The organism is Amycolatopsis sp. lyj-112, from assembly GCF_046549055.1.
Taxonomy (GTDB): Bacteria; Actinomycetota; Actinomycetes; order Mycobacteriales; family Pseudonocardiaceae; genus Amycolatopsis.
Map to the genome: position 1 here is coordinate 333,384 of NZ_JAJPWS010000007.1, position 22,854 is coordinate 356,237.

The window sequence follows — 22,854 nt, forward strand, 5'->3', positions numbered from 1 at the left end:
CTGCCCAAGGTTCAGATGGAGCGTCTGCCGAGCGGGAGAAAGAAGAGTCAGGGGTGGTCGAGAATCATGTCCACATTTATGCGTTGTGCGTCCAGCACACCGGTGTACACGCGCACTCCGCGAACATCGCCATACCAAAAATCGGATCTGTATCCGTCCCAGATACCTCGCCCGATCAGCAAGCTCGCAATGTCACTGTTGCCCGCCCAGCCGACGACGCCGGTGCGGCACACGGGCAAGAACTGCCTCTCGTCGGTCTCCGCATAGAGACAGGCAACGTCGGAGACCGCATCGTAGGTACCGGTCAAATGCGTCCAGGTGTTTTCGTCGATGCTCTCCGAAGTGACACCGATCGCCGGGGTCGGCTGGCCCGCGGTAGCGGACGGTGAACTGGCCAACCAGCTCCACTTGCCGTACCAGTTGCCGGCCGTGTCCTTGGACGGCCTGTACCCCAAGAGGAAGGGCGAGAACTTCGGGTCGTTCAGCGCGACAGCGGCTCGAGTGGCGTCGTCTCCGCCTACGCTGTTCGAAGGACTGCGAAGCTTGGCGTCTTGGACGTCCTCCGGAGTCCACTTGTGCCGCACCCAGGCTTCCACGGTGAAACTCCGGTCGGCGCGAAGCGCGGGCGGACGCGGGCTCTCGATCTGCCCACTCCAGGACTTGTCGAACTTCGCGACGTTGACGCCGTCGTCGTTGACCATCGCCGCCCCGCCGGAGACGGCACCGGCAGCTCCGGTGACCCCGTCGACGGTGCTGCCATCGAGTTGGTAGTTGGCCCGGAGTACAGCGGTGTTGGCGAGACCGGCGGTCTCCGCTGCAGGCAGGGCGCGATCCCAGACCTGGACCTGGTCGATGCTGCCCTTGAAGTAGGGCGCCGGCTGGCCTTGCCACCGCACCTGCCCAACGGCGAAACCGCCGGTCGCGGTCCACGTAGTCCCTACGGGAATGGCTGTCTGCCCTTCAAGAACACCGTTGACATAGATCAGCACTTTGGCCGTGGAAGAGTCATAGACGCCGGTCAAATGCGTCCAGACACCCGCCTGCGGGGTGCTGGTGGAGGACGCCCACCGATATCTGTCCCCATCGTCGTCGGCGGCCGAAATCCCCATGATCCACTGGTTCACGTCCGGGGAGTAGCGCAACTGGAAGGCGCTGGAGCGGATGCCGTCTTGTCCGGCCACGACGTAGTAACCGTTGGCGTCGGCCAGCTTCGCCCACGCCGAAACGGTGAAACTCTGCGCGGTGTCGATCACCGGTGTTTTCGTCTGCCCGTATCCGGGTCCGTTGCTGACGAAAGCCTGTCCGGAGGACTGTCCGACCTTGCTCTCCGTTGCGGATTGTGCGGCCGAGTCGCTGTAGCCGGTCGCGAATCCCGAACCGGAGGAGAAGGTGAGCGCACCGTCGTTCCCGGTCGCGTCCACAGTGTTGCTCTCGAACGCGTATTCACGGGTGGCCGACAGGCCGGTCGGAACGCCGTTGTTCCCGTGCAGCGAACCGGCTTCCGCCGCGGTCAGCGCCCGGTCGAAGAGCGTGACCTCGTCGAGTTTCCCGGAGTACAGGTAGGTCCGTGCACCGCCGGACTTCCCGCCGCCGACGACCAGCGGTCCCGAGCCGCCGGAGCCGGTGGCGGCGACCGTCGTCTGTGCTTGTCCATTGACATAGAGCGTCGCTGTTTTCGCGACGGCGTCGTACACGCCGGTCAGATGTGTCCACGCCCCGACTGCCGGAGCGGAGGTGGAGAAGGCGGAACTTTGTGCCGGATTTGCCTGAGCCGGGTCAGCGATGCTGAAGGCCCATTTCCCGGATTCGTGGTACTGCAAAGCGAATCCGCTGCTCTGGCTGCCGTCCTGGGACAGCACGACACGTCTGCTGTCCAGACTGACCGGATTCACCCACGCGGACGCCGAGAAGGACTTCGTCGTGTCCACTACTCGCGCGCCGGTCGCGAAGTAGTCGCCTGCCTGGCCGGACAAGGCCGCGCCTTCCCCGAGCTTCCCGGCGGCGAAAGCTCCCCTGCCTTCACCGACGTAACGCAGACCGGTCGCCTGGGAAGCGCCGTCCCCTTCGAACTGCCAGGACGCGAGGGGGGCGGTGACGTCGCGGACGCTGAAGTTGTAGTCGACCCGGGTCGAGGGTGTCTTGGCCCGGTTGCACGACCAGACACTCAGGACGTGCGTCCCCTTCGTCTGCGGCGCGATGGCCACCGTGGCCGGCCCGCTGTACGCGGCGGGTTTCACGGTTCCAGGCTCGGTCCCGTTACAGGTGGGTGGCGCGGTGTTGTCGAGCTTCCACACGTAGCTCCCCACCGAAGTCGGCGTGTTGGCCACAGTGAAGGTGAAGTCACCTGCCCGGCCGGGGCCACCTCCGAAGGTGCCGCTGGGATATGTCTGGGACGACACGGTCGGCGCACTCGGAGCAGACAGCTGAACTTCGACCTCGCATGCGGCCGCCCAACTGGTTTCGCGACCGTCGGTGACATGCGCGTCATAGGAGTAGATGCCGTCCGCGTTCATCGAGGCGGTGGACAAGGTGGCCTGGGCGTTACGGTTGGAGACGTTGGAGTCGCTCAGCACGTTGTCGACACCTGCCTCGCGGCCGTCCCATGCATAGTTTCCGGAGCTCACCGCGCCCTTGTAGACCCGGAAACCGGTGTAGAGCATGCCGCCGTCCGGATCCTGAACGTTCGCCTTGGCCACGTAGCCGGTACTCGTTCGACCGAGGACAGGACGGACTCGCGGCTTTCCCAGAACGGCCGGAACGCACGGTTCGGTCGAAGTCCCATTGACGATGGCGAGGTTGAACGGCGCTTTCGGACTCGAATTGTAGGTGACCGAGAACCCGACCTGGGTGGAATACCGTTTCCAGGTGTTCTGGTCGTTTTCGTTGGGCGAGAGGATGCCGAAGGTGAAGGTCGGCCCGCCGGCGTTCACCAGCTCCGTGATCGTCGGTTTGATGTTGAACCCGACGTTGGTCGGACAGCCGTTCACTTCGCCCAGTCGGCCGTACCAGGGCGGACCACTCCCGAACTTCAGCCCTGGACTGATCACGCTACTCAACACCACATTGTTGGAGCCGGCACAGGAGTTCGAGTTGTTCACCGCGAGGTTGAGCTGAGCGTCGTAAATCAGCTTCCCCGCCAAGCCACCGAGGTTCATCTCGACGAAGGACCTTGCGGTGACCAGCTTCCCGGCGCAACTCGACTGGTTGTCGTAGATGTACCCGACCCTCAGCTGGTCATCCGAGTCCCATGCCGCGTTACCCGGCGTCTTCGACCCGCCGCAGGCGTACTGGACCAGGTAGTGGTTGCGGCCGCAGTTGGAGCAGTAGTTCGTCTGCCAGGTGGGGTCGACGTAAACCGGGTAGGCGGCGTTCGCCAGCAGGTCGGGGTCGGGCGTGAGAAGCAGCGCCTTGCCCGAGATCTCGGTCGAGACCTTGGCCTGGCGCCCGCCGGCCGCCGGACCGCGGACGAAATCCGTCGTCCCGACTTCCACCCCCGACGAGTCCCACATCAACGGCGCTTTGGCCAGGAAGACGTCGGCCCCCTTGGCGTCCTTGACTCGCAGAGCGCCGTCGTCGTCCTTGGTGACCTTGCCGTTCTTCACCGGGAGGCCGAGCTTGATCTTCGCGATGGCCGGGTTCTTCGCTGCCTCCGGCGTCTTGATCACGACGACCTCGTGGACCTTGTCCACGTCCACCTCGACCTTGAGATCGACCCCGGGGAGCACGTCGGGATAAGTGGCCGTGCCACCCGAAACCACCGGCTGGGGAAGCACGCCCGGCCAATCGAGTCCCACTGAGGTGCCGTTCGCGCTCAACTGCAGCAGAGGCACGGTCCCCGCGGTCTGGACATCACCTCGTCGACCAGCGGAAAGCGAGATATCGGCCATCGCGGCCTTCGGCGACAAGGCCCCGTTCGGCCCGGGGCTCAGCGTCGAGTCCGCGGGAACCCAGCCACCGTCACGGGAGACCCGGACCGGGCGAGTGTTCTGCGTCAGCGTCATGGAGCCGTCCGGGTTCGCGACGGTTTCCGAACGCTCCGAGGTCAGATCGTCGATCCGGACTTTCTTCTGGCCTTGCTTGGCGAATTTCGTCGCGGCCGCGGCGTCGGGAGCGGAATTCGGTACCGCCGACGGCGCTGGGGACGCGGCTTCCCCCGGATATGCGAAAGCCGTGGCCGGGAATACCCCGAAAGCCACGGCCACCACGACGACGACGACACCGAGACGCGATCTCAGGCGCGACGATCTCACCAGGTAAGTCATCCGCGAATCCCCCTCGTTCTGCGGGAATGAATCACCCGCACCCAGGAGAAACACTGTCCTATTCGGACCGCCAGTGAAAGCGGCCGAACAGCCTAATCCGATTATCCGGCGGATTGCCCAGGAAACGGCTCAGATCTCGTAGCCGTCCACCACGGTCGGAGCGACCGGGGACAGGTGGTCGTCGCCGCGTTCGGTGACCAGGCCGCGGGCCATCCGGTACACCTTGAACTCGTTGTCGTGCGCCGGGTCCTGGTCGTCCCACACGTGCAGGAGGCCGTAGGACCCGGGCGCGAGATCGCCGACGCGGGTGAAGAGGTCCACCAGCTCGGTCCCGATCGTCGCGCCGTGCTTGTCCATTCCGCCCAGGTGCAGCACCGGCACCCCGGCGGCCCAGCGGAGGTCCAGCAGGTCGCCGTCGTCGAAGTCCCGGACGGCACGGTGCACCCGCTCGACGATGCGTTCGAGCAGCGCCGCGTCATCGTCGCCGGAAGGGTTCGCTTGGATGGTCACCCACCCGTGGTATTCGAACATTTACCAGAGTTTAAGCAGGTCCGCCCGCCGGACGACGGTCAGCCCGCCATGGCGACCGGTGAACCGTTGCGGCGCAGGGCGTTCTTGAAAACACCGCCGCCGTGCTGTTCGAAGGCGGGCACGAGCTTCTCGCCGTAGACGCACAACGTCCGCTCCCACGGATGTCCGAGCGTGCCGAAGCGGAAATCGTTCGCCAGGAACAGGTGATAGTCCCCGCGAGGGAACACCGGGACCGGCCACGGATCGAGCGCGGCGTGCCGATGCGGGTAGAAGCGGTATGACTGGTGCTGCCAGTGCAGCACCCAGACCCACTCGTCCTCGGCGACGCAGTCCTTCAGCGCCGAGAGTGCGACACGGGCGACGTCGTTCTGCTCGACGGCGTACGGGCCGACCCGGAACTCGGCCGACGACCTGTCGAGTCCTCCGGGCGCGAGATCCCACGCGACGGACGGCGCGGGTTCACGGAAACCCGGCCACGCGTGCGAGTAGGTACTCGGCCAGAACGCGAGCTTCTCGTAGACCCAGTACCAAGCAGGTTCATCTGCGACCCTGGAGATGGCTTCCCAAGCGTTGTTCACTCGCGACCCTCGGTGGTTCGGCCGGTTAAGACTGGGAAAGCTTCGTGTTCAGGGGCCCAAGTTGTCCAGCTCGTGGGCATAGTCCGTCAAATTGTCACCTGATCAGGTGTCTTGCGCCGCCGTCGAAACCGTGAGAATGACGGTGTGTGAACGGCGAGCCCACCCGTAGTGGGCTCGCCGTCGCTCGGTCATGCGGCCGCCTCCCAAAGGCTCATGAACGCCGACGCCTCACTTCGCACCCACGGCCGGACCTTGTCGCGGTCGCGCGGGGACAAGGAGAACTCCTTCGCCCGCCGGACGTCGATCACCAGCGGACGCCCGCCCGGGCGCAGGTCGTCCATGGTCTGTTCGAGCAACCACAGCACCAGCTGCGCCGCGTCCCGGCTCAACGGCTCCTCCCGGAAATAGAGCCAGGTCGCGTACACCGGGCCATCGCCCTTCCGCAGCCCGATGTGCGGGTTGATGCCGACTTCGAGCGAGCCGAGCCGCCAGCGCGCCCGGCCGACCTCGGCCAGCCGCAGGTCACGCCGCCCCAGGTAGCGCAGCCAGCCGTTGGCGATCTCGGTGTAGTGCGGCCGCGTGCGCTCGTCCGCGTTTTCGACGAGGGCGCGCATCACCTCCCGATCCCGCCCGGAGATCCGCCCGGCCCGGATCGCGTTCGCGGCACGAAGGTAGAAGTTGAATCCGCCCCGCGCCGGATCCTCGTACTGGCGACGCCAGCGCCGGACGAAAGAGGAACGCGAGGGACCCGAGCTCGTGCTGTATCCCACGAAGGTGGGCAGGGTGATGTAGGCCATCCGTGTCTGCCTTTCGCCGCTGTTCCTGCTGTACAACGTCCATTTTAGAACACATGTACGACAGAAAACGGCGCCTTACGGGTGACGTGGCCGAGGAGGCCAAGGGCCTTCGAGCAGCTCGGCCGCCTCTTCCAGGATCGGCACTTCGCAGACGTCTCGCGGGGTGAGGTCGGTCGGGATCCAGGAGTCGAGCATCGCCGACCATCGCGCGATCCCGCGCAACGCCGCCGGCGACCCCAGCAGCTCCCCGACCTCGCTCACGAGAGCACCGCCGGCCGACGGCGAGAGGTCGCCCTTGACCATCGCGAGCAGCCAGCCATGGACCAGTTGCCAGCGCGCCGCCGTCGGGTCGGCGGGCAGTTCGAGGCCGAGTTCGTCGACGACCTGGCCGAACGCCTTGTCGACGGCGTCTCCGGCGGAGGACTCGAGTCCGGCGAGCAGCGCCAGCGACGGGGCATCGAGCCCGGCGACGATCGCGTCCAACCCGGCCTCGACCAGGTGCGACGTGCGGACGTCACGCCCGGCGAGCCGTCCGATGGCCAGCTCGCGCAGCGCGCTGCGACACGCGTCGATTTCCGTCACCCGGCACTTCCCACGTTGGCCACCGTACCGGCGAGACGCGCCGACCGCCTCTGACCTGCCGAAAGAGCGAGGCAGGGGGTCGTGAGCGATTTGGGTCGTTCTAACGACCCGAATCACTCACGACCCCGCGATCTGTGCTGGACCGGGTCGCGAGTGGACGCAAGAATGGGCGAAAGACCAATACCGACCACCCGTACGGGTGCATGCAACACTGGCTGCCCACACCCGGCGGCAGGGGGCTACATGAGCTGGCAGGACGAGCTTCGACAGTTGGACGTCGAGCTGGCCTCGGGTCGCCTCGGGCATGCCGAACACCGCAGGAGGCGCGACGAACTCCTGGCGGAGGCGTCCGGCGGGACGATGCCGTCCCCGGTTCCCTCGCCGCTGCGGCGGCCTGGCGGGTCCTGGCACAGCACCAACCCCGCCGCCCAGCCGATCGAACTGCCCGCCGCCGCGATCCGGCAGCCCCACCAGGCGTACGCGCCCCCGCCTCCGCCGATCCCCCGGCCGGAACAGCGGACCCAGCCGCTGAACACCGAGCCCGAGAAGCCCAAGGCGCGCGAAGCGAAGAAGACGCGGAACGCCGTTCCCCGCATCGCCGACCACAGGACGACCGCACCCTCGCCCGCCGACATCAATCCGACGGTCTACCTGCGCGCCGAGCCGCCACCCCAGCTCCAGAACAAGCCGCCGGCCCGGCAGGTGAACCGGCCGCTCCCGCCGTTGACGCCCGAGCCCGGGCCTCGGCACAGCGCTCCGACGGAGGATTACGCGGTCGTCGGCAAGCGCAAGCCGACGTGGTTGTTCATCGGCGCGGGCGTGCTGGTGGTGCTGGCGCTGATCATCGGCGGCACGCTCTGGCTCGGCTCGTCGCAGGAGAACGTCGCCGGTCCGCCGGCGCCGAGCGTGGCCCAGCCGCCGGACGGTGTTTCCGGGCTCGAGCCCAGCGGACAGCCCAACAGCGCCCAGACGCCGTTGGAAGACCGTCTGCCCGCGATGCCGGGAACGCCGTCGAAGGACAACTCGACGATGTCGGTCGCGAAGGGTGTCGAGCTCAACCTCTACTCGAAGGCCGCGGGCGATTACCTCGCCTCAAAGGGTGTCACGTCGGTCACCTACAAGGGTTCGAACGAAGGCACGAACAGCTACCTCGTTCTGGTGATCCCGGCGAACGACGCGAAGGACGCCGCCTCGGTCGTCAAGTACTTCCGTGAGAACTCGATCAACGCCGGACTGCGCGAGCAGCGCATCGGCGACCGGCTCGCCCTGGTCGGCGCGAACAAGAACGGCCAGCTCAGCGGCATCGGTTACGTGTCCGGGACGATGGCCGTGACGACCTGGGTCTCGCAGCCGCTCGGCGGCGACTCGAAGGCGCTCGACACCCGTCTGGAGCAGACGCTGACCTCCTTGGACACTGTTCTTCCGCCGAGCTGAGAGGCACAGGTCGCGGGGAGATCACGATTCGACCCGCGAGGGCGCGCCACAGCCGGGCAGTGCAGAATGTGCGAGGTCACCGCAGTGGTGGTATCGCGAAGGCCGGGAGCCGTGCTTCCCGCCCGAATCGGATAAGGGGGCTGGTGGTGTCCTGGCAGGAAGAGCTGCGCAATCTGGACGAGGAGCTCGCATCTGGACGCCTCTCCGCGGACGATTACCGGCTCCGGCGTGACCAGGTGCTGTCCTCAGCGGTCGCGTACGGCGAGCCCGTCCAGCAGCCCGGTCAGCAGCCGCAGCAGCCTTTCCAGCAGCAGCCGCCTGCTCCGCAGCAGCAGCCGCCGCCTCAGCAACCCCAGCAGCAGGCTCCGCAGTCCGGACAGCCGAGCAGCGCCGATTCGACCCAGATCATCGCGCCGGTGAACCTGCCTCCGGCCGCGGACGGCGGCGCCGAGCGCACGCAGGTCGTCCCCAACTGGCAGCAACAGGCTCAGCAGCCGGACCCGAACCGCACCCAGGTCGTGCAGCCGATCGCGTCGCCGCCCGGCGGTTTCCCGCAGCAGGGCCAGGGTTCCCCGGCGGGCGGTTTCCCCCACCAGGGTCAGGCTTCGCCCGCGGGCGGTTTCCCGCAGCAGCCTCAGCAGCAGCACGGCTACCCGCAGCAGCAGCAACCTCAGCAGCAGGGCTGGACCGACACCGACGCCAGCCCGCCGTGGGGTGGTTCGGACTTCCCGCCGATCTCGCCGGTCGGCAGCACGGAGTGGGTCAAGCAGGGCCCGGAACTGTTCGAGGACAAGCCCAAGGGCAAGGGCGGGAAGATCGCGATCATCGCGATCGTCGCCGTGCTGGTTCTCGCCGGTCTCGGCGTCGGCGGTTACTTCGCCTTCAAGGGCGGCGGTGACGAGCCGGTGGACCCGACGGCCGGGCCGCAGCCGACCCAGTCGCAGAACGTTCCCCCGACGTCGTCGGCCAAGCCGAAGACGCCCGAAGAGCTGCTGTTCGAGAAGATCCCCGAGCAGTCCGGCGAAGAAGACGCGAAGAGCGGTGTGATCACCGCGGCCCAGCTCGCCGCGATCACCGGCATGGAGCAGGCCGAGGCCGATCTGGTCATCGCCGCCGGCGTGAAGCAGGTCGCGTACCGCGGCTCGCAGAAGCAGCCGGACGAGACCGGGCCGCAGCCGGCGAAGATCTCGGTCACGGTCATCCCGCTGACCAGCCCCGGTGCCGCGAGCGAACTGGTGAAGCAGTTGCGCCAGTACCAGACGAGCCACGGGTTCGTGCAGATCACCGAGCCGCTGCCGGGTATGCCGCCGAAGCTGAACTTCCAGAAGAAGGTCGACGCCGACAAGGGCGACTACCGCGGTACCTGGATCAACGGCAACAACATCATCCGGGTGGACATCCTGCAGAATCCGCTCGGCGGCGAAGAAGGCGAAAAGGCGTTGAGCGGCACGTACCAGCGTGCGGTGAAGAAGACGCTGGAAAACTACGCCGTCACCAGCTGAGCCCGATGACCGCCGAGAACGCACGGCTGCTCACGACTCTGCTTTCCCTGGCCGAGGACACCGGTTCGCTGTCCGACGAACTGCACTTCGCCGGCTGGGACGCCACCGAGCGCACCCCGCTCGACCACGGCGCCGCGAACGTCCTCCGGGCGCTCGCGCTGCCGCCGGCGGCACGAGTTCTCGAGGTCGGCGCCGGTTTCGGTGGTCTGACGCGGTATCTGGGCGAGGTCGCCGAGACGGTGCACGCCGTCGAGGCCGACCCGGTCCGCGCGGCGGCCGTCCGCTTCCGCACCCGTGACCTCGGCACGGTCGCGGTGTCCGAGCGGCTGCCGGCCGACGGTTACGACCTCGTCGTCGTCCAGCAGCCGTACGCGACGCGGAACCTGCTGGAGTCGGTGAGAGAACGGCTGGCGCCGATGGGCGCGGTCGTGGTTCTGACCGCGTCGCGAGGTGTCGCCAAGACGCTCGCGGCGGCGGGACTCGAGGTCCAGCGCGAACTTCTCTGTTCCCCCGGCCACGAGGTCGCCCGCGCCGTGCGCACCGCGCAGATCGACGCCGAACTGCCCCGCCTGGCGGCCGCGATCGCCGGCGGACCCGCGAACGGCCTGCTCCTCCTGTGCGGCCCCGGTGCCGCCTCGCTCTGGCCCGCGTACCGGCTCGCCACCTACTTCAACACCGCCGAGCGCGCCGAGTTCGCGTGCACGCGCGCGGACGTCGTGCGCACCGGTGAAGGAGCCGAGGTCCGTCGCACTCCGCTTTCCCCGTCGGCGCCGGTCGCCGGGATCTCCGTCGGGCCGTGCACGGACAAGGTGTACGACGCCCCGACCATGGTCGAGGTCCTGATCGCCGAACCGGAGCGGGCCGCGGAACTGCTCACCGGCTGGCGGGATCTCCTGCGCGAGGAGGCCGCGCGCGGGGTCGAGGCGCTGTGGGATCTGGTGCCGCACAACGTGCTCGTCGACGGCCGCGCGCTGCGCCCGATCGACCTCGAGTGGCGGAACGCCGGCGCGGGCGTCGCCGAAGTGATCGAACGCGGCGTCCTCGTGCTGGCCGACAAACTCGCCGACGCGGAATGGTCCGCGGCGGCCGAGGGCGGTTCGATGCGGGAACTGGCGGGTTGGCTCGGCGTCCTGATCGGCCTCGATCCCTCCTTTGTGGACGATGCGATCGCGCGGGAGGTCCGCTTCTCGACGATCGGCTCGTGCGGCACCGTGCACGGCACGGACGAGGTCCGCGAGTCCATCGCCGAAATCTGGCGAACGCGCTTGGCGCGGACCGTCCACGGGTACCGTTCAACGAACGTCGGCGCCGGTGTGGCGGCGAACGAAGACGAGGTAGCGAAGCGATGACGAGCCTGCACACCGCCGGCATCCTGACCCCGGACCGGCCGGTCGGGCACCTGTTCGAGCTCCGGGGATGGACGACCGGGATCAGCCGGATCGACGAGATGTCCGTGACCATCGCGGACGTCGAGGCGAACCTGTTCCCCGAGCCGTGCCCGGGTGCTCCCGAAGGCACCTTCGGCTGGCGCGCCGTCCCGGCGACCTGGGTCCCCGCGGGCACTCAGGACATCGTCGTCGCCGGGCCGGACGAGCGTGTGCTGAACCAGGCGACCGTCCACGTCGGCACGCTGCCGGGCGAAGAACCGTTGTGGCTGGGCGAAGTCGAAGCGCCGAAGCAGGGCAAGGTCTCCGAAGGCCACGTCGTCTACGTGACCGGCTGGGCGATGCTTCAGGGCCGCGCGCCGAGCCTGATCGAGGTCATGGTCGAGGGTGGCGGCACGGTCAGCGCGCGTACCCGCCTGCCACGCAAGGACGTGCCGAAGGAGTTCCCCGGCTTCGACGACGCAGCCGTCAGTGGCTTCGAGGCGTGGGTGCCCGTCGACCTGCCGTACGGCGAAGAGCGGACACTGTCGCTTCGCATCCGGTACCGCACCGAAGGCGTCGGCGAGGTCGTGTCGCCGAAGCGCACTTTCACCCTTCGCAACCCCGTCGCGGACCCGGACGACGCCGAACTCGCCGACGAGCTGGCCGGCGACACCGCGAAAGCGATGGCACGGGTCAACATCCCGACCGATCCGAAGCACGTGCTGGTGTTCACGCACAGCCTCGGCGTCGGCGGCGGGCAGCTGTGGCTGCAAGAACTGCTGAGCCGGATCGTGACCGACCACGGCTGGCAGGTCAGCCTGGTCAGCGAGACCGACGGCCCGCTGCGCGCGGACTGCCACGAACTCGGCATCCCCGTGCACGTCACGACCCACTACCGGAACCAGACGGTCCCGTCCTACGAAGGTCACGTCGCCGAGCTGGCGCGCTTCGCGAAATGCTCCGGAGCCGGCGTCGCGCTCGTCAACACCCTCGGCGGCTTCGTCGGCGCGGACGCGGCGAAGCGCGCCGGGATGCCGACGGCGTGGGTGATCCACGAGAGCTTCTCGCTGCCCGCGTTCGCCTACCAGAACTGGGGCCCGGTGAAGCCGCCCGCCGCGGTCTGGAAGCGCTGGGAGAGCACGCTCGGCGAGGTCGACAAGCTGCTGTTCGTGGCGGACGCGACCCGCGAGATGTTCCTCCCGTACAGCAAGCCGGAACGCTGCCGGACCGTCCGCTACGGCACGCCGATGTGGAAGTTCGGCGGCCGCACGCGGTCGGAGACCCGGCGCCAGGCGCGGAACATGCTCGGCTACTCGCCGGACGACATCGTGCTGGTCAACATCGGTATCGCGGAAGCCCGCAAGGGGCAGGCGCCGCTGATCTCGGCGATGGAGCGCATCCACAAGGTCCACCCCGAGGCGAAGCTGTCGATCGTCGGCCTGCACCCGTCGCCGTACGGGCTGGCGATGGAGGAATCGGTGGAGCGCGCCGGGCTGGAGGAGTCGGTCAGCCTGATCCCGATCCAGCCGGATCCGCTGCGCTGGCTGCAGGCCGCCGACATTTTCGTGAACAGCTCGGACATCGAGTCTCTGCCGCGGTCGATCCTCGAAGCCGTCGCCTGCGGCATCCCCGTCGCCGCGACCGACGTGTTCGGCGCGCGGGAGATGATCGTCGACGGCGAGAGCGGCTGGCTGTTCGAGACCAACGACGTCGACGCGCTGACGGCGGCGCTGCTGCGCGCGCTGGGCACGTCGGCCACGCGCCGCCGCGAGATGGCGAAGGCCGCGCACGAGAAGCTGCTGCCGTGGCTCGACCCCGCGGGCTACGCGCGCGAGTACTCCGAAATCCTTTCCGAACTGGCCCTGCACGGGCAACCGAGTGGGGGCTCCCATGTCTGATGACCACACTGAGATTCCCGGCCGTGTCCAGGCCGAACTGACCCGGCTGCGGGCCGAACGGCAGGTGTTCACCGCCGAGCAGGACAGGCTGAAGGCCAAGCTTGCCGAGACGGAGCACGAGTTGCGTGAAGCCACCGCCGTCGTCGCTCCGAACGAAGGCGAGTCGGCCGCTGTGAACCAGGCTGAGCTGAACCAAAAACTATCCTCCCAGCAGGAAGAACTCGACGTCGCGAAGGCACGGCTGAAGGCGCTGGAGGCCGAAGTCCTGCTCTCCCACCAGCAACGTGACTCGCTGCGCGCGGAGCTGAAGACCTGCCGTGAGGAGCGGGACAAGCTGCGGCTCGCGCTGCTCGACGCCGAACTCGTGGTCTCCGCGGGCGTCGTCGACGCGGACCTCCTGCCCGGTGGCGAGCCGTCGGCGGACCGTCAGCGCGTGCTCAACGCCGAACGTCTCGCCGCCGAGATGGCCCGCGAACTCGACGCCACGCGCCGCACCGTCAGCTGGCGGGTCACCGCGCCGCTGCGGATCGTGCGCAAGAAGATGGACCGGCCGTGACCGAACTCTGCCTCGTCTCCGCCGAGGGCGGTTCCGCCTTCATGGAGGAACTCCTAGAGGTGGTCGCCGACGCCGTGCGCACGGCGGGCGGCAAGGCCAGGACCGCGGTCGGCAAGTACCCCGAGGCCGGATCCGACACGGTGTACGTCGTCGTCCCCCACGAGTACTTCGTGACCGCTCCGGACGCCGACTTCCCGACCCCCGAACAGTGCCGCCGGACCATCGGGTTCTGCGTGGAGCACCCCGGCACCGCGACCTTCGAACGCAACGCCGAACTGCTCTCCATCCTGGGCGGCGCCGTCGACATCAACACCGATTCGACCGCCGAACTGCGCCGACGCGGGATCAACGTCGAGCATTTCCAGCTCGGCTACAGCCCGCTGTGGGACCTCTGGGGCGGCGACCTCGACAGCCCGCGCGACCTCGACGTCACCTACCTCGGCACGGCCGAGCGGCGGCGTTCGGTGCTACTCGGCTCGTATGCGCGGGACCTCGCCGGACTGCGGGCGCGGCTGCTGACCCCGCCGCACGAGCCGATGACCACCGCCCGCGTCGACTTCCTGCCGGGCAAGGCGAAGTTCGAGCACCTGGCGCGGTCGCGGTTCCTGCTGAACCTGCACCGCGAGCGGAAGCAGACCCTGGAATGGGTGCGCACGCTCGAAGCGATGACCAACGGCTGCGTGGTGATCAGCGAGACCTCGGCCGACGTCGAGCCGCTGGTCCCCGGCGAACACCTGGTGCTGGCGCGGCCGGAGGCGCTCGGCGCCGTCGCGGCGGCGCTGGCCGACGAGCCCGAACGCGAGCGCCACCTGCGCTCGGCCGCGTACGGGTTCGTGAAGTCCCTGGACATGACGGCGTCCGCGCGGCGGCTGATCGAGCTGGCGTCGTCGCTGGGTTCGACGCCGGCCGCGGACATCGCCCCGGCGCGAGCGCTGGCGACGAGCCTGCGGAACCCCGAAGACGCGCTCGCGGTCGACACGCCGTCGTTCGACGCGCGGTTCGCGGGCGACCGTTCGGCTGGCGGCCCGGCTTCGGCACGTGGGACTGCGTTGTCGGCCCGGATCGCGCAGCGCGCGGCAGGTGCTCGCCGGGTCACGACGCGGCGGTGGGAACCCGCGGCGGCTTCCCCGACCGGCTCGGCCGACGTCGATGTGCTGATCGTGCGCCGGACCGGCGAGGTCGACCCGGACGATCTGGCGAACGACCTGCTCACCGGCACCGTGCTGCCGCGGCGCGTGCTCGTCGGCGAGGACGGCGTGCACCCGTGGCCGCGTCCGCGTCCGTACGACGTCCTGCTGCACGACGCCCCGCTGGGCCGCGGGCTCACCCGCAACTCGCTGCTGGAGCGCTCGACGGCGTCCTGGCTGCTGGTGCTCGACGGCGGGATGCGCGCTTCGGAGTTCCTGCTGGAGCGGCTTCTCGCTTTCTCGGAAGGCGCCGACGTCGTGCACTGCCCGGTCGCGGACCCGGTGGACGGCCTGGTCGGCGCGCTGCCGCCGGAGGAGCGGCGGCTGCGGAAGCTGCCGTACCTGGGCAGCGGATATCTGGTGCGGCGCTCGCTGGTCGACGAATTCGGCGGCTGGAATTCCGAGGTGCTCTTCGAGGGCCTGGAGGACCACCTGTTCTGGCGTCGCGTGGCTTCGGCTTCGCGGCCGACCGCGCTGGTGCAGCAGGTGCTGCTGCGACGGCTGCGGCCGGATCCGGACTCGCGGCCGATGGACCTGGATCCGCATCGGGTGTGGGCGGCGGTCGGCAGCGCTCTGTAGTCCCGGACGTGCCATGAACGGCCCGTTACTTGCAAATTTTGCAAGTAACGGGCCGTTCATGGCACCGGGGGTAGGCGTGATCTTCGCCCATTCGAGTGAGTTAGGCCGTGTCGGTGAACGTCCTCCCCCGGTGACGCGCCTTAGGGGAAGAGCATCGAAACGTTCCGATGCCGGACGAGGAGGTGCCGCAATGGCCTGGGAAATCGCCCTGGTCGCCGCGCTGGCCGTCGTGTTCGTCATACGGCTCGCGCTCCAGTTGAAGCGCGGCTAGCTCCTTCTCGGACCTTCCAGCTCAGCCCGCTCCCGCGGCGCACGAGTGAGATGAACGGGGCGTTCCTCTCGGATTTCGCCGGGAACGCCCCGTTCGTCTCACGCAGGGACGCACTCGTGGCCGCTCCGGGTGGCGACCACCTGGTCGAGCACCGGATCGTCGAGCACCGGGCCGTCCCAGGACTCCCGCGCCGTGAAAGCGAAGCTGACCTGCACGTCCTTCGCCGGCCGGGTGCGCAGGTAGACCGCGCCGGCCTGGTCGTCGTCCACCTCTCCGGCGACGAGCCGATCGAACCGGGTGAGCGTCACCCTCGGCAGGGTCGGCAGCCCGCCGAATCCCGGCACCTTGACGGTCTCCCTGGATCGCACCGGCAGCAGGATCAAGTCGATCTCCTGGCAGGAACAGACTTCAAGACGCACGTCACCGAAGCCGAACCAGCGCGGCCACACATTCCGGCGGCGGTGTTTCTCGACCCCGATGCGCTGTGGCTCCCCCATGGTCACGGCCAATTCCGGGAGCGAAGCCCCACAGTGAATCGGCCCGAACCGGCCCTTCTCACTGAACCGGGTCGCGACGTCCAACAAGTCCACGGTCCCCTCTTTCCAGCACGCTCCGTGTCTGTTCAGCATTGCCTCGAAGTCACCCCCGGTAGCCGATGCGCCAAGCCATCGATAGGCAGGTTCTCGGTCACCAACGGTGGCGACACGTCCGGCCGGAGCGGCTTCTTGACGTGAATTGTTTTGTAGCCCGTGGCGATATAGCCCTCGTCCTTGAGTTTGACCATTTCCGCGGTCACCGACGCCACGGATGCCCCGATCGCGGAAGCGATATCGGAATGGTTCAGACCTATATCGATGACAATGCCGTCCTTTCCCGGCTCGCCGTGCACGGCGAGCAAGCGGACCAGAAAGGCGATGAGCCTGCTGCGCACCTTCACCGAGGAAAAGGCGAGCGCCGTGTCACGCAGCCGGATCCGGTGGGCGAGGATCTGGCCGATGGCCGCCATCGCCTGATGGTTGTCGCGAAGAAACGTGAAGAAGGCGCGTTGCGGGATCTCGAGCGCCTTGACCGGCTTCGTCGTCACGAACGCGGCATGGCTCGGTCTGCCGGCGAGGCAGTCCTCGACACCGAGGACGTCGCCGGGCCCACCGAGGTCCAGGATCATCGGACTGCTGTCGCCCTGCGCCGTACGCTGCACTTTTACGACGCCGGACTCCAGGATGTACACGGGCGGGGCCGGATCACCCTCGTTGACCATGTTCGCGGTGGCCGGATAACAGACCGGCTTGGCGATCGCTTCGAGCCGGCGTCGCGACCAGTCCGTGAGTTCGGCCGTGAACGTCAGGCGGCCGCGCGGGGGCCTGGTCCAGCCCGCGGGCCGCATCACGCCACCACCGCCGCGAAGGCGTAGAGCACCGCGGGCAGCCCGGCCAGCAGGAGAGTGAGCGCGCCGACCGCCCGAATCGGATGCGTGACCCGTTTGGCGAACAACTGACGCGTGACAACCACGGCGAAAACAATGTAGGCGAGAACAACGATCCCGGCGGTAATGACCAGCAACGGATCGGGCGTGCTTGAAGGCAAGGGAAACTCCACCTGGGGGCGTGAATCTGATCTTGAAGTCGCGTCGAGTCCGAGATGATCGGTCGAAGCGAAGACTTCACCTATGCGGCCGAACGTCATCGAGAGTAGTTGCACAGAGCTGCATAGGGGAAGCCGCACTACTGCATACGCGTCCTCGATCGTGAAAGCAAACGATTGCTATCTCTACACAGAGTGACCGTCTAGCGGGGCGCCACTCGGACTATCGATAGCGAAGAGTGAATGAAGGCGCTTCGATTTTCGTTGCTTTTCTGCGAAAGGACACCAGAATCAGGATTACCAGTACGAACATATGGTTTAAGATGCGCAGCGAGAGACAATCGAATGCTTTGTCGGATCCGAGGTTTCCGCAGGTGGATCGCGAATATCGGCTCGGGGCCGATCGCCCGGCCCGGCGGCCGCTCAGTGGCGGCGCCGGAGTCGCTGACAACGAGCAATCCTGACGACCACAAGTAGCGTCGCGACAGGTTTTCGGTCACGCGAAGTGACATTTCGAGTTCTTGGCCAATCCCCGGTTTTAGCGAATCCCTCGCCGTGACCCGTCAGCCACGGCGCGGGCTGACCAGCCCGGACTCGTAGGCGAGCACCACCAGCTGCGCCCGGTCCCGCGCCCCGATCTTGGTCATGATCCGGCTGACGTGTGTACGCGCCGTGGCCGTGGAGATCACCAGGTGCGCCGCGATCTCATCGTTCGACATCCCGCCGGCGACCAGCCCGAGGACCTCCCGCTCGCGATCGGTGATCTCGCGGATCGCGCTCACGTCGATGCGCCGGTTCTCCGGCCGGTCGACGAACTCCGCGATCAGCCGCCGGGTCACCGTCGGCGCCAGCAGCGCCTCGCCCGCGGCGACCACCTTCAACGCCCGCAGCAGTTCCACCGGTTCGGTGTCCTTCAGCAAGAACCCGCTCGCGCCCGCGCGCAACGCCTCGTAGACGTACTCGTCGACGTCGAAAGTTGTCAGGACCAGGACCTTCACCCCGGCCAGTTCCGGGTCCGCGGTGATCCGCCTGGTCGCTTCGAGCCCGTCGACGCCGGGCATGCGGATGTCCATCACCACGATGTCCGGCTTGTGCTCGGCCGCGGCGACGACGGCCTGCTCGCCGTCACCGGCCTCGGCGCAGACCTCGAACCCGTCTTCGGTCTCCAGCAGTACCCGGAAACCCGCGCGTACCAGCGCCTGGTCGTCGGCAAGGACCACCCTGATCGTCATCGTTCCCCCTCGATCGGTAGATCCACGCGAACCTGGAACCCGCCGTCCACCACGGACGTGCTGAACTCGCCGCCCAGCGCGGCCGCCCGCTCGGACATCCCGCGCAGACCGTGGCCGAGCGCGGGTTCGACGGCGCCACGGCCATCGTCGCGGACGAGCAGCGTCAGCGCACCGGTTTTCCGCTCGAACCTGACATCGACCCCGCGCGCCTGGTTCGCGTGCCGGACGACGTTCGTCAGCGACTCCTGCAGAATCCGGTACGCGGCGCCGTCGACGGGCGCGGGCAGCTCGCCCGGTTCGCCGTCGACGCGGACCTCCAGCCCGGCGGCCCGCGCGTGCTCGAACAGTTCGCCGGCCTGGGCGAGGCTCGGCGCGGGCGCCTTGTCCTCACCGGAACGCAGCACGGCCAGCGTCGCGCGGAGATCCTTCAGCGCCGAAGCGCTCGCTTCCTTGATGTTCAGCAGGGCCTCTTTCGCCTGCTCAGGCCGCCTGTCGGCGACGTGGGCGGCGACGCCGGCCTGCACGTTGATCATCGCCAGGCTGTGCGCGACGACGTCGTGCACCTCGCGGGCGATGGTGAGCCGCTCCTGCTCGGCCATCCGGTGCCGGTGCTCGTCGGCCTGTTCGCGACGGGCCCGGGCGGCGGCCATCCCGTTGCGCACCGCCGTCCCGATCCCGACGACCGCGACCACCCAGACCACCCCCAGGCCGGCCCGCACGTCGAACGCGGCGAACCCGTGCCGGGCGAACAGCGCGATCCCCGCGACCAGCAGGAGCGCGCCGCCGTTGATCCCGGCGACCAGTGGCCCGCGGATCTTCGTGAGCACGAACAGCGCGATCGTCGGCAGCACGATCGCCGGCCCGCCGGGGTTGCCCGAGGCGTAATACCCCAGCGTCAGCGTGGACGTGAGCAGGAAGACCGGCATCGGGAACCGGTGCGCCACCAGCAGCGGCAGCGCGGTGGCGATCAGCCACAGGTACCCGAGCGGGGTCAGCACCGGCGCGTCCGGCTGCCAGCGGGACGCGCCACTCGTGACCCCGAGGACGAACCCCAGCGGCAGCACCGTGCGCAGGACGCGGCCCGCCCACTCGCTCAGGGGATTTCTGTCTTTCAGCAGCACAGGACGAAAGCTACCCGGGGGAAGGGCGTACCGCGTCCGTCGGGAAGCGGCTTCTCGGCTACGCCGCGTGCGGTAGGCGGCGCAGGATCGACGTCATCATCAGGACGCCGCCGATCACCTGGACGGCCAGCACCGGCACCGGCCACCAGCCGGTCGAACCGTTCGAGCCCATGTTGAGCGCGCTGAACAGGCCCCAAGCCCCCGAGCCCGCCATCGCCCCGGCGCCGGTCCACACCAGCACCAGCCGCGGCCAGAACCGGCCGCGGGACGCGGTCGCCAGCGCGATCGCGGCGAGCACGCTGAGCAGCGCCACCACGACGTCCTGGCCGCGGGCGGACATCCCGCCGGAGCCGAACGCCCAGATCACGTGGGCGGTCGCGGCACCGAGGGCGGCGGCGATGCCCAGCCTGCCTGCCATCCCGAGCATCCCCGGCCGGACGGTCCCGGTGACGACGAACCACCAGCGGTCGCGGGCGTAGAGCACGAACGCCGTCAGCAACATGACGCCCTGCCAGGCGAAGCCGCCGTAGACCACGGCCCAGACCCAGTTCTCCAGCGGCATCTCGGTCAGCTGCTCGGTGGACAGGTCGGCGACGATCACCGGGAGGTTCAGCACGATCGGCGCGAGCAGCCCGGTGCCGATCCAGATCGGGAACAGCACGAGCGGCGCGGGGATCTGGCGGCCCCAGGAGTAGGTGAACGCGAGCGCGAGAATCACCGCGACGACGTCCATCCCGCCGGTGAGGAGGTTCGCGAACAACATCAGGTCGGAGTCCACAAAGGACGGGTCGCGGAGACCGAGGTCGCCGCCGGTGACCCAGGAAGTTTTCAGTGTCAGGTAAGGGAGCGTGCCGAGGATCGCCGCGTAGCAGACGATCAGGCGCGCACTGGATATCTTCGGGGAGGCGACTGCTGCGGTCATGCCTCAAGCGTCGGTCTCCAGGCCGCGGAATGACTCCCTCGCGAGCCTGGTCCTTCTCCCCCTTCAGAAGGAGCCGGGCAGTTTCGCCGCGGTTTCCTCATCCGCCGGAGTGAGCGTGGCCAGCGAGATCTCCGAACGACGTCCCAGGTAGAGGTACGAGAACTCGAACCGCAGCAGGCCGACGTCCGGGTGCAGGTACCGCTTGAGCACGATCCGCTCGCTGGAGACGTCGTGTTCCTTCCACATCCGCTCGAAGAGCTCGGATTCCTGCCGCAGCCGTTTGACCAGGTTCTTCCATGCCGGTTCGGCGAGATGTTCGGCCATCGCCGCCCGGAATCCGGCGATCACCCGGGGCAGGTTGGTCTCCCAGTCCGGCAGCCGTCGCCGCCATTCGGGATTGGTCAGGCACTGGATCATGGTGTTGCGTTCCTCGAACGCGATCGAGTCGACGTCGCCCATCAGCCAGTTGTAGGCCCGGTTGTAGGCGAGGATGTCGCACCGCGCGTTGCGCACGCAGACCGGGAACGGCTCCAGTTTCGCCATCATCCGGTAGACGTTGTCGCTGAGGAGCTTGCAGTCCTTCTCCAGCGGCGGCTCGGGCGCGCCGGCGAGGGTGAACAGGTGCAGGTGCTCGTGCGGGTCGAGCCGCAGCGTGCGGGAGATCGCCTCCAGCACCTGGTCGGACGCGTTGATGTCCCGGCCCTGTTCGAGCCACGTGTACCAGGTGACCCCGACCCCGGCCAGCTGCGCGACCTCTTCACGACGCAGGCCCGGCGTCCGGCGCCGGCCGCTGATCGGCAGGCCGACCTGGTCCGGGGTGATGCGCTCGCGGCGGCTGCGCAGGAACGCGGCCAGTTCGTGCCTGCGTACCTGGGCCACGCGCGAATCGACGGTCATGGTCACCCCATCAGGGTCGCAAAGCTCGGAGCCGGTTACCAGGTAGTGGTAATACCAGGATAAACACACTCCTGGTACCAGGGTGAAGAACGCCGGATCGTAGTACCCATGACTTCGACGCAAGCTCCGGCGACGCCCACCCGCGTCGCCGCCGGACCGGCCCTCACCTCGGCGGGCCTGGTCACCGTGCTGCTGGGGGCAGCACTCCCGCTCATCGACTTCTTCATCGTCAACATCGCCCTGCCGGCGATCGGTTCCGATCTCCGCACCTCCTCGGCCACCCTCGAAATGGTGGTCGCGTCCTACGGGATCGCCTACGCCGTGCTGCTGGTCGTCGGCGGCCGTCTCGGCGACGCCTTCGGCCGCCGCAAGATGTTCCTGATCGGGCTGGCCTCGTTCACCGTGACCTCGCTGCTCTGCGGGATCGCGCCGACGGCGCTGACGCTGGTACTGGCCAGGGCCGCGCAGGGGGCGGCCGCCGCGCTGATGCTGCCGCAGGTGCTGTCGATCATCCAGGCGACCACCACCGGCGAGCGCCGGGCCAAGGCGCTGGGGCTTTACGGCGCGACGGCGGGACTTTCGATGGTGCTCGGCCAGTTCCTCGGCGGGGCGCTGGTCGCCGCCGATCTCTTGGGCACGGGCTGGCGGCCGATCTTCCTGGTCAACGTGCCCGTCGGGATCGCCGGACTGGTGATCGCGCGCAGGCTGATCCCGGAAAGCCGCTCGCGGAATCCGATCGGCATCGACCGCCCGGGCACCGTCCTGCTGGCGATCGCCCTGGTGTCACTGCTGCTCCCGCTGGCGGAAGGCCCGGTGCTCGGCTGGCCACTGTGGACGATCGCGCTGCTCGTGGTGTTCCCGTTCGCCGCCGCCGGTTTCGTGCACGTCGAACGCAAGATGGAACGGCACGGCGGTGTCCCGCTCCTGCCGCCGTCGGTGATGCGGATGCCGAGCGTGCGACAGGGACTGCTGGTCGGGGTCCCGTTCTTCGTCGGGTTCAGCGCGTTCATGTTCGTGTTCGCGGTGACCCTGCAGGACGGCCTGCACCTCGGCCCGCTGGGCTCCGGGCTGGTGACGGCGCCGCTTTCGCTCGCCTTCTTCACGATGTGCCTGGTCAGCAGCCGTCTGGTGACGCGGTTCGGGCAGCGGGTGGTGGCCGCGGGGCTGTCGATCCAGTTGCTCGGGCTGCTGGTCCTGATCGGCACCGTGCTGATGGGGTGGCCGAACCTGGGCGTACTCGATTTCGCGCCGGGGATGCTGCTGTGCGGATTCGGGCAGGGACTCGCGATGACGACGGTGTTCCGGATCGTGCTGTCGAAGGTTCCGCCGGAGATCGCCGGGGTCGGCAGCGGGATGCTGACGACGTCGCAGCAGGCCGCGATGGCGCTGGGCGTGGCGACGCTGGGGACCCTGTTCGCGTCTGTCGGCGCCGGTTCGCTCGGGATGAAGGGCGCGTTCGTGCTGGTCATCGGTATCCAGGCGGTGCTGACGGTCGGCGTGATCACCGTCGCGCGGAAGCTGCCGGACCCGCGGGTCTGAGAAAGTTCGGATTCACCC

19 protein-coding genes are annotated in these 22,854 nt (G+C 68.3%); 7 read left to right on the top strand and 12 right to left on the bottom strand.

Annotated features, from left to right (window positions below; genetic code table 11):
- Nucleotides 1–47 precede the first annotated feature (47 nt).
- The 5 genes from ACLJRL_RS24650 to ACLJRL_RS24670 all read right to left on the bottom strand — a co-directional run bounded on the left by ACLJRL_RS24650 (nt 48) and on the right by ACLJRL_RS24670 (nt 6,750).
- The gene (locus tag ACLJRL_RS24650; RefSeq protein ID WP_410658619.1) at nt 48–4,262 is read right to left on the bottom strand and encodes a LamG-like jellyroll fold domain-containing protein; all 4,215 of its coding nucleotides are present in this window, start codon (nt 4,260–4,262) and stop codon (nt 48–50) included.
- 129 nt (nt 4,263–4,391) lie between these two features.
- Complete coding sequence (locus ACLJRL_RS24655) at nt 4,392–4,793, bottom strand: Imm7 family immunity protein (RefSeq protein WP_410658620.1); 402 nt, start codon at nt 4,791–4,793, stop codon at nt 4,392–4,394.
- 38 nt (nt 4,794–4,831) lie between these two features.
- Nucleotides 4,832–5,371 (bottom strand): DUF2716 domain-containing protein, encoded by a 540-nt coding sequence (locus ACLJRL_RS24660; protein WP_410658621.1) that lies wholly within the window; start codon nt 5,369–5,371, stop codon nt 4,832–4,834.
- Between the two features lie 188 nt (nt 5,372–5,559).
- A complete protein-coding gene (locus ACLJRL_RS24665) occupies nt 5,560–6,168 on the bottom strand; it encodes a hypothetical protein (RefSeq protein ID WP_410658622.1) in 609 nt (202 codons plus the stop codon).
- A 75-nt stretch (nt 6,169–6,243) separates the two neighbouring features.
- Entirely contained in the window at nt 6,244–6,750 is a 507-nt protein-coding gene (locus ACLJRL_RS24670; RefSeq protein WP_410658623.1) for a hypothetical protein, read from the bottom strand.
- A gap of 243 nt (nt 6,751–6,993) precedes the next feature.
- Between ACLJRL_RS24670 and ACLJRL_RS24675 the strand changes: the two genes are divergently transcribed.
- The 6 genes from ACLJRL_RS24675 (at nt 6,994) to ACLJRL_RS24700 (ending at nt 15,273) form a co-directional block, all read left to right on the top strand.
- Entirely contained in the window at nt 6,994–8,184 is a 1,191-nt protein-coding gene (locus ACLJRL_RS24675; protein ID WP_410658624.1) for a hypothetical protein, read from the top strand.
- 143 nt (nt 8,185–8,327) lie between these two features.
- On the top strand, nt 8,328–9,686 hold the full coding sequence (gene fliL / locus ACLJRL_RS24680) for a flagellar basal body-associated protein FliL (RefSeq protein WP_410658625.1): 1,359 nt from the start codon (nt 8,328–8,330) through the stop codon (nt 9,684–9,686).
- 5 nt (nt 9,687–9,691) lie between these two features.
- Complete coding sequence (locus tag ACLJRL_RS24685) at nt 9,692–11,035, top strand: methyltransferase (RefSeq protein ID WP_410658626.1); 1,344 nt, start codon at nt 9,692–9,694, stop codon at nt 11,033–11,035.
- The gene (locus ACLJRL_RS24690) at nt 11,032–12,951 is read left to right on the top strand and encodes a glycosyltransferase family 4 protein (RefSeq protein ID WP_410658627.1); all 1,920 of its coding nucleotides are present in this window, start codon (nt 11,032–11,034) and stop codon (nt 12,949–12,951) included. The genes ACLJRL_RS24685 and ACLJRL_RS24690 overlap by 4 nt, the downstream gene beginning before the upstream one ends.
- Complete coding sequence (locus ACLJRL_RS24695) at nt 12,944–13,507, top strand: hypothetical protein (protein WP_410658628.1); 564 nt, start codon at nt 12,944–12,946, stop codon at nt 13,505–13,507. Before ACLJRL_RS24690 ends, ACLJRL_RS24695 begins: the two co-directional genes overlap by 8 nt.
- On the top strand, nt 13,504–15,273 hold the full coding sequence (locus tag ACLJRL_RS24700; RefSeq protein ID WP_410658629.1) for a glycosyltransferase: 1,770 nt from the start codon (nt 13,504–13,506) through the stop codon (nt 15,271–15,273). Before ACLJRL_RS24695 ends, ACLJRL_RS24700 begins: the two co-directional genes overlap by 4 nt.
- Nucleotides 15,274–15,642: 369 nt before the next feature.
- Here the strand turns inward: ACLJRL_RS24700 and ACLJRL_RS24705 are convergent, their stop codons facing one another.
- From ACLJRL_RS24705 to ACLJRL_RS24735, 7 genes are all read right to left on the bottom strand, one after another.
- Nucleotides 15,643–16,134, bottom strand: coding sequence for a hypothetical protein (locus tag ACLJRL_RS24705; protein ID WP_410658630.1), 492 nt, complete (start codon nt 16,132–16,134; stop codon nt 15,643–15,645).
- 32 nt (nt 16,135–16,166) lie between these two features.
- Nucleotides 16,167–16,928, bottom strand: coding sequence for a Crp/Fnr family transcriptional regulator (locus ACLJRL_RS24710; protein WP_410658707.1), 762 nt, complete (start codon nt 16,926–16,928; stop codon nt 16,167–16,169).
- Nucleotides 16,928–17,227: a hypothetical protein gene (locus ACLJRL_RS24715; RefSeq protein WP_410658631.1), complete on the bottom strand. Its 300-nt coding sequence runs from the start codon at nt 17,225–17,227 to the stop codon at nt 16,928–16,930. The genes ACLJRL_RS24710 and ACLJRL_RS24715 overlap by 1 nt, the downstream gene beginning before the upstream one ends.
- A 461-nt stretch (nt 17,228–17,688) precedes the next feature.
- Entirely contained in the window at nt 17,689–18,357 is a 669-nt protein-coding gene (locus tag ACLJRL_RS24720; RefSeq protein ID WP_410658632.1) for a response regulator, read from the bottom strand.
- Nucleotides 18,354–19,478: a sensor histidine kinase gene (locus ACLJRL_RS24725; RefSeq protein ID WP_410658633.1), complete on the bottom strand. Its 1,125-nt coding sequence runs from the start codon at nt 19,476–19,478 to the stop codon at nt 18,354–18,356. Before ACLJRL_RS24725 ends, ACLJRL_RS24720 begins: the two co-directional genes overlap by 4 nt.
- Nucleotides 19,479–19,536: 58 nt before the next feature.
- Nucleotides 19,537–20,400 (bottom strand): hypothetical protein, encoded by an 864-nt coding sequence (locus ACLJRL_RS24730; RefSeq protein WP_410658634.1) that lies wholly within the window; start codon nt 20,398–20,400, stop codon nt 19,537–19,539.
- A 63-nt stretch (nt 20,401–20,463) separates the two neighbouring features.
- On the bottom strand, nt 20,464–21,297 hold the full coding sequence (locus tag ACLJRL_RS24735) for a helix-turn-helix transcriptional regulator (protein ID WP_410658635.1): 834 nt from the start codon (nt 21,295–21,297) through the stop codon (nt 20,464–20,466).
- A gap of 108 nt (nt 21,298–21,405) precedes the next feature.
- Between ACLJRL_RS24735 and ACLJRL_RS24740 the strand changes: the two genes are divergently transcribed.
- On the top strand, nt 21,406–22,836 hold the full coding sequence (locus ACLJRL_RS24740) for an MFS transporter (protein ID WP_410658636.1): 1,431 nt from the start codon (nt 21,406–21,408) through the stop codon (nt 22,834–22,836).
- Nucleotides 22,837–22,854: the final 18 nt, after the last annotated feature.